The sequence below is a fragment of the Salinimicrobium marinum genome (assembly GCF_014651535.1).
Classification (GTDB): domain Bacteria; phylum Bacteroidota; class Bacteroidia; order Flavobacteriales; family Flavobacteriaceae; genus Salinimicrobium; species Salinimicrobium marinum.
Genome location: NZ_BMXB01000044.1, coordinates 1 through 1310, shown reverse-complemented (window position 1 = coordinate 1310; position 1310 = coordinate 1). Strand labels below are relative to the sequence as shown.

The 1310-nt window shown below is 35.6% G+C and carries 1 protein-coding gene; it reads left to right on the top strand.

What is annotated here, in order from left to right; genetic code table 11:
* Positions 1-121 precede the first annotated feature (121 nt).
* Complete coding sequence (locus IE056_RS18270; protein ID WP_189606428.1) at positions 122-1288, top strand: IS4 family transposase; 1167 nt, start codon at positions 122-124, stop codon at positions 1286-1288.
* Positions 1289-1310 lie beyond the last annotated feature (22 nt).

The window sequence follows — 1310 nt, the reverse complement described above, 5'->3', positions numbered from 1 at the left end:
TACTAGTGATGCGTTGATTTTTTTAAAAAGCTTATAATTGACTGATAATAAAATACTTATACACGTTCTTTGATTTTTTGATTTGAATTGATATGTAGCTTTGCCCTTTTTAAGGCAAGCTATGAATACAGGTAAATATATTTTCGCTCAACTTTTGCAGTTTATCAACCGCTATGAGTTTGAAAAGTGCGTTTCCAAATACAATGGAGACCACGGAACAAGGGAGTTTAATTGTTGGAACCAATTTATTCAATTATTCTTTGGTCAATTAACAGCCCGTAATTCCTTACGTGATATTTGTACTTGCCTGAAAGCCCATCAAAACAAACTGTACCACCTCGGAATCAGAAAGCGAGTGAATCAGTCAAGTATATCACGAGCCAATGAGCGCAGGGATTGGAAAATATTTGCAGACTTCGGTCAATATTTGATAGAGCAAGTCCGGCCAATGTACGCTGATTTTCCAATTCCTAACATCGATCTTAAAAATGAGGTGTTTGCATTAGATTCAACGACAATCTCCTTGAGCTTAAAACTTTTTAGCTGGGCTCCAGGAAAATATTCTCGAGGTGCTATAAAAATGCACACCTTATTGGATCTAAGAGGCAGTATTCCCTCTTTTGTAATGATTACCGATGGTAAATATCACGATAGCAACATATTGGATGTATTAGTTCCTGTAACTGGAGCAATATATCTTATGGATAAAGCTTATATAGATTTTGCAGCATTATATCATATGCATGAAATGGGTGCCTTTTTCGTTTCCAGAGCCAAGACTACGATGGATTATACTGTTATTGAACATAATTACAACATCGATCTTAGATTTGGATTGAAAAGCGATAAGACGATCCTTTTAGCCGGCTATAAATCAAGTAAACTTTATCCAGACCCGCTACGCCTGGTTGAATACTATGATGATCAAAACGATATCCTGCTTACTTTTCTATCCAATAATCATGAAGTATCAGCTTTAGAAATAGCCAAACTTTACCGTAACAGATGGCAAATAGAGACTTTCTTCAAATGGATAAAACAGAACTTAACCATAAAAAAATTGTGGGGACAGTCTGAAAATGCAGTCAATATCCACATCTGGGTTGCTATATGTACCTACCTTATTGTGGCGCGGGTCAAACATGAAATGAAAAGCAACCTCTCAATTTATGAAATCGTGCAAATATTAGGGATCTCAGTATTCGATAAAACGCCTTTGTACGAGATCTTAACCGAATATCAAACAAATCAAAATGACAAAGAACAACTGGACTTATTTAACGACTAAAAAATAACGCATCAGTACTAAT

Coding starts and splice junctions, on each gene's coding strand:
- IE056_RS18270 (WP_189606428.1), top strand. CDS start 122: ATGAATACAGGTAAATATATTTTCGCTCAACTTTTGCAGTTTATCAAC.